The organism is Acinetobacter sp. SwsAc5 (assembly GCF_013391485.1).
Lineage (GTDB): Bacteria > Pseudomonadota > Gammaproteobacteria > Pseudomonadales > Moraxellaceae > Acinetobacter > Acinetobacter towneri.
On the sequence record NZ_JACAXD010000049.1, the window covers coordinates 1 to 5468 of the forward strand.

4 protein-coding genes are annotated in these 5468 nt (G+C 39.8%); 1 reads left to right on the plus strand and 3 read right to left on the minus strand.

The window, feature by feature from the left end; all coding sequences use genetic code 11:
* Positions 1-1170 precede the first annotated feature (1170 nt).
* Positions 1171-2403, minus strand: a complete 1233-nt coding sequence (tyrS, locus tag HYG89_RS15495; protein WP_162164701.1) for a tyrosine--tRNA ligase — start codon at positions 2401-2403, stop codon at positions 1171-1173.
* A gap of 63 nt (positions 2404-2466) precedes the next feature.
* Here tyrS and HYG89_RS15500 point away from each other — a divergent pair, with 63 nt between their 5' ends.
* On the plus strand, positions 2467-3594 hold the full coding sequence (locus HYG89_RS15500; RefSeq protein WP_004969740.1) for an anhydro-N-acetylmuramic acid kinase: 1128 nt from the start codon (positions 2467-2469) through the stop codon (positions 3592-3594).
* A gap of 131 nt (positions 3595-3725) precedes the next feature.
* Here HYG89_RS15500 and erpA read toward each other — a convergent pair whose 3' ends face one another.
* Together erpA and HYG89_RS15510 are read right to left on the minus strand one after the other, a co-directional pair.
* Entirely contained in the window at positions 3726-4061 is a 336-nt protein-coding gene (gene erpA, locus HYG89_RS15505; protein WP_004969742.1) for an iron-sulfur cluster insertion protein ErpA, read from the minus strand.
* Positions 4062-4194: 133 nt separating this feature from the next.
* The gene (locus HYG89_RS15510; RefSeq protein WP_131261901.1) at positions 4195-5202 is read right to left on the minus strand and encodes a putative solute-binding protein; all 1008 of its coding nucleotides are present in this window, start codon (positions 5200-5202) and stop codon (positions 4195-4197) included.
* Between the last annotated feature and the right edge of the window lie 266 nt (positions 5203-5468).

Consider the following 5468-nt stretch of genomic DNA (forward strand, 5'->3'; position numbering starts at 1 on the left):
TTTTCTGACTTAAATTTCGCTCAAATAAACTTCGAGTAATTTAAACCAATCAATCAATGAAATATTTTCGATTAATCAATCAGTAAAAATCCACACAAGTTGTTCTTCATAATCTCTTAATGATCTTAATTTCTGCCTCGTCAGCAGAAATTTTAACGCAAAACACCTCTAACAACTCAACCCTGTAAGCTAAGTTCGTAGGCTGTTTCGCGTCGGGATGTGTGCATTCTAGGGGATTTCAAAATCTTTGCAAGCCCCAAATTAGGATATTTTTCACGTATGTATTTTTTTTCTACAAAAATACTTGGTTTTTTAATTTTTTAGCTATTTTTTCATCAAATTTAAATAAAAACTCACATCTACAAAGTAAAGAGGGCTTTTTTATCCATACTTTTATGGGCTCAAATCGGTCAAGTTTTGCAGGCTGTAATCAACGATTGCCAATGTATACAATTCTTTTTGTCTTATGATATCTAAAAAAATTTTACATCTCAGTTAAAAATGCTTTTGCATTATCCAGAATCATATTCCTACATACGGCGTACCTATCATTGATTTCATATCAGTGTGGAGGTCTTGTCCGTTGATTAAAAGTTGGTGTTCAGCATTTACATTATTGATTTCAAGTCGAATGAGTCTACTCCTCTATTCAACAAGTTTAGATCGCGCCATCCACATGCACTACCTACAAGAGGTTTTGCCGTATAAAAGTAGCTTTAGCTTTGAATTTTGAATTTAGGTCTTAAAGTTTTAAGAAAATTTTTATAAAACAAAGAGAAGTAATCTTACATTTTACCTTTAGATATAAACCACAACAAAACTAGAGGCAAAAAAAAGAAAGAGATCTCTCCCAAAATCTCTCCCTCGGAGTTGAATCTATATGCGATCCATATATCATTATTATAGTTATACGAAAAAAAGAGTCCCTTGGGGAAGGGACTTGTAAATTGTGGAGCTATAGTTATAAGTACCCTCTAGATCTGTTTTGTACACTGTGTCTAGATGGGTAAATCTTATACATAACTGAGCAAAAATGCAAGCTACTTGGCAAAATTTAAGTGTTGTTTTTATAAGGTTTTTTTTGAATTTACTTATTCATATAATTAATATACCAAACAGAAAATAAAAGCAGACCGAAGCCTGCTTTTATTTCAATCACTTAGAATGGACCTAGTCCGTAAATGTGACTTTGGCAATGGCTTTTTTACCCGCCTGAATAATATATGTTGCGTTTTCTTTGACCGAGAAACCTGCATCAACCACATTCCAATCTACTTTTACTGCGCCACGTGCAACAGCATCTTTGGCTTGTGCGGCATTTTTGGTTAAACCTGCAGCACGTACAATAGAAGCAATAAATAATTCACCACCAAATTCAGCACGTGAAATCGTCACTTCTGGCGTACCTTCAGGTAATTCACCTTCGGTAATGATATTACCTGCACCTTTATGCGCATTGGCTGCAGCTTCGCTGCCGTGGAAACGCTCAACCAATTCGAGTGCCAAAATCTTTTTGATTTCTTGCGGATTACGACCTTCTGCCATTTCTTTAAGCAAAATTTCAATTTCATCCATCGACTTGAAGCTGAGTAACTCAAAATAGCGCTCAATCAGACTATCAGGCATCGACAAGACTTTTTGATACATCGCACCCGGTGCATCAAATACACCAATATAATTGCCTAAAGATTTAGACATTTTATTCACGCCATCTAAGCCTTCAAGAATTGGCACAGTAATACAAACTTGCGCTTCCTGATCATAACGACCTTGCAAGGTACGTCCCATCAACAAGTTAAAGGTCTGGTCTGTACCGCCCAATTCTACATCGGCTTGTAATGCCACCGAGTCATAACCTTGTACCAACGGATACAAAAATTCGTGAATCGCAATCGGTTGCTGGTTGTTATAACGCTTGGTGAAGTCATCACGTTCCAACATACGCGCTACGGTTTGCTGCGATGCCAACTGAATTAAGTCTGCTGCAGTTTTTGTTGCAAACCATTCAGAGTTAAACACCACTTTGGTTTTATTTGGATCAAGAATTTTAAAAACTTGTTCCTGATACGTTTTGGCATTTTCCAAGACTTTTTCACGTGACAACGGCGGACGTGTAGCACTTTTACCTGTTGGGTCACCAATCATGGCAGTGTAATCGCCAATCAAGAAAAATACTTCGTGACCTAAGTCTTGGAATACTTTTAATTTATTGATTAATACCGTATGCCCCAAGTGTAAATCAGGTGCAGTCGGGTCAAACCCCGCCTTAATTTTTAAAGGACGATTCTCTTTTAATTTCTTTAGAAGATCTTCTTCAGAAATAATTTCATGCGTGCCTCGTTGAATGAGAGCAAGTTGTTCTTCAGCCGGCAGGAAATTTGACATCACGAAATCCAAACACATCAGTTATTCAATTTGTGCGATATACTAACACTTTTTCAGCATATTGCAGGCTATAGAATAACCATGACAGCGATCTATATTGGGGTAATGACGGGCACAAGTATGGATGGTGTCGATCTTGTTGCTGCTTCTTTTGATCCACTGCAACTCCACGCGACCCTGACTTTGCCGTTTGATCCCGATTTACGTGACGAACTCATGGCACTGACTTTGCCAGGTGACAATGAAATTGACCGCATGGGCAAAGCAGATGTGGCTTTAGCCACCATGATTGGACATGGTATTAACAGCCTGATTGAAAAAAATAAACTGGATAAATCTCAAATTAAAGCGATTGGTTCGCATGGCCAGACCATTCGTCATCGTCCTGAACATGCTTTTACTTTACAAATTGGTGATCCGAACATCATCACCGAAATCACCCAAATTCCTGTAATTTCAGATTTTCGTCGTCGTGACATGGCTGCAGGCGGACAAGGCGCACCGTTAGTACCCGCTTTCCATCAAAACTTATTCCAACATCCGAGTATTCATCGGGTAATTTTAAATTTAGGCGGCATTGCCAATGTCAGTTTGTTGCCTGCAGGACAGCCCGAAGCAGTATCGGGTTTTGATACAGGGCCTGCCAATATTTTAATGGATGCTTGGTGTGAGCGTTACACAGGACAACCTTATGATGAAAATGGCAATTGGGCTGCGTATGGACATCCGATTCGCAGCTTGTTAGATCGTTTACAAGCCCATGCTTTTTTCTCTAAAGAACCACCCAAAAGTACAGGGCGCGAAGACTTTAACTTGGAATGGCTAGATGAACAGGTTGCCGATTGGCGCAATGATGTGGAATATGACGAGCTGGAAGATAATCCTGAAAATATTCAAGCGACTTTATTAAAGCTCACCACCCGCGCGATTAAAAAAGCCATTTATCGTTCAGGCATGGATACAGGTGAAGTCTATGTCTGTGGCGGTGGTGCCTATAATTCTTATTTGCTAGAGCAATTGCGCTGGCGTTTGCGCAAACATCAATGGACTGTACAAAGTACAGCCGATTTAGGGCTAAACCCAACATGGGTCGAAGCCACCGCCTTTGCTTGGTTGGCAATGCGTTTTTGTCAGCAATTAAGTGGCAATTTACCTGCGGTCACAGGGGCTAAAGGTGATCGCATTTTAGGTACCATGACTTTGGTTTAAGGATGCACTTTTAAACCAGATCAGTAGCAACAAAAAAGCCTTTCCTCTTCTATATAGGAAAGGCTTTGATCATTTTGAGTGCATCAATCTACTTTTTCAGATGCTGATACTCAAAAATATTTAAATCATACTTAGATTGAGAATGAAGAACCACAACCACAAGTCGTGGTTGCATTCGGGTTTTGTACCACAAAACGCGAACCTTCCAAGCCTTCAATATAGTCCACTACCGAGCCAACTAAATATTGATAGCTGAGTGAATCGACCAGCATTTTTACATCGCCATTCACAAATTCTGCATCATCTTCATTTTGGCTTTCCGCAAAGTTAAAGCCATAAGAAAATCCTGAACAACCGCCACCTGTCACATATACACGTAGCATTAAGTCTTGATTACCTTCACTGTCACGCAATTGGCGAACTTTTTTAGCAGCGTTGTCGGTGAGCTCAAGTGCTTGGGCATTCATGATGGATTTTCCTCAGGTACAATTCAGATGTCTTTTCTGCAAAAAGACCACTTATCAAGTATAGCATACTCAATATTGGGACGGTGATGCAGAATTAAAGTGAATTCTGAGTAATTACCTCAAGATTCTCCAATTATTTGTAATTTTCGTCCTGCAAGCCACATTCAAAATTGGTTGGCGCTTCTTTACAGCGGAATTGCCACAATAATTTCATCATGCGTTTGTCATAAACACCACGTTTAGTTAAATCAATCCGCGATTCACGCATCATTTTTTGATAACCCGGTTGATCTGCTGCAGGCACTTGCATCCAATATTTTGCAGGAATATCGGCTTTCATTTTGCCTAAAATACCAAAGGCACGTGGTAACTGCCCTTTCACCCATTCACGTGATTTTTGCCCAAAACCTGCAGGGAATTTATCTGGGCGGATAATAATATTGCCCGTGACCTGTAAAATTGGATAATTCACAATCGCGCCTTTAGTGCCTAAGCCTTTATGTAGTTCCAAAGGACGGAATACTGCAGCAGGCGCACCAATAATATCGACCTGACCATTGTTAAATTTACTGCCAAAATTGGTGACATCGGCACTTACTGCTTGCGCACCAATTTGCTGTACCATAATTTTTTGCGCTTGGTCATAATCTAAAACAGCAATTTTTTTCCCCGCGGCTTTGGCGACACTATTAATACTGCGGTCATTCACCATCAAAAAGGCATCACCCACAGGAATGACACCTGCGACTTCATACTGACCATTGCGCATATATTTGGCAAAAGCAGGACTCGCCAAACCTTGCATGACTTTAACTGCCAGTTTTAAATCTGGAATCGCACCAATTGCATCTAATGAGCCTGTAAAATGGTTAAATTGACGACCACGCATGCCCGTCACACTAATACCATCACATTTTCCTGCTTTAAAATCTTCTGCAATCACGCCTTCGTTTTGACCTACGCGTAACTCAATTTCTGCGCCCCAGTTTTTGGCCGCCAATTGATAGTCTTGCATTAAGTTATAGACATCACCGTTTTTACCGACCAAGTCGAATACACAGACCACTTGCTTAGCCTGCACTGCACTGGCGGCTAAAGACAAGCCTGCACCGAATAATAAAGCTTGCGTCCATTGTTTCATTTTATAGTTCCTTCCATTTTTGTTTTTCTGGGCAAAATTGATCCAAACCTTCAATTTTGCAGCACTGTTCTTTTCATCAAGCTAAGATTAGCGAATTTTGATCTTTGGCTGATATGGCTCAATTGACGAATCTTTCAATACGCAGATTCAAATCCCAAGTGCAACACATTTGTAGTTAGTTGAAAAAGTTAGGTGTATTCATAGAATCATTAGACTTTTTCAACTCGCAATTGGAAAGCACACAATGAAGAAATACACCCAACTTT

Coding starts and splice junctions, on each gene's coding strand:
- HYG89_RS15510 (WP_131261901.1), bottom strand. CDS start 5,202: ATGAAACAATGGACGCAAGCTTTATTATTCGGTGCAGGCTTGTCTTTA.
- tyrS (WP_162164701.1), bottom strand. CDS start 2,403: ATGTGTTTGGATTTCGTGATGTCAAATTTCCTGCCGGCTGAAGAACAA.
- HYG89_RS15500 (WP_004969740.1), top strand. CDS start 2,467: ATGACAGCGATCTATATTGGGGTAATGACGGGCACAAGTATGGATGGT.
- erpA (WP_004969742.1), bottom strand. CDS start 4,061: ATGAATGCCCAAGCACTTGAGCTCACCGACAACGCTGCTAAAAAAGTT.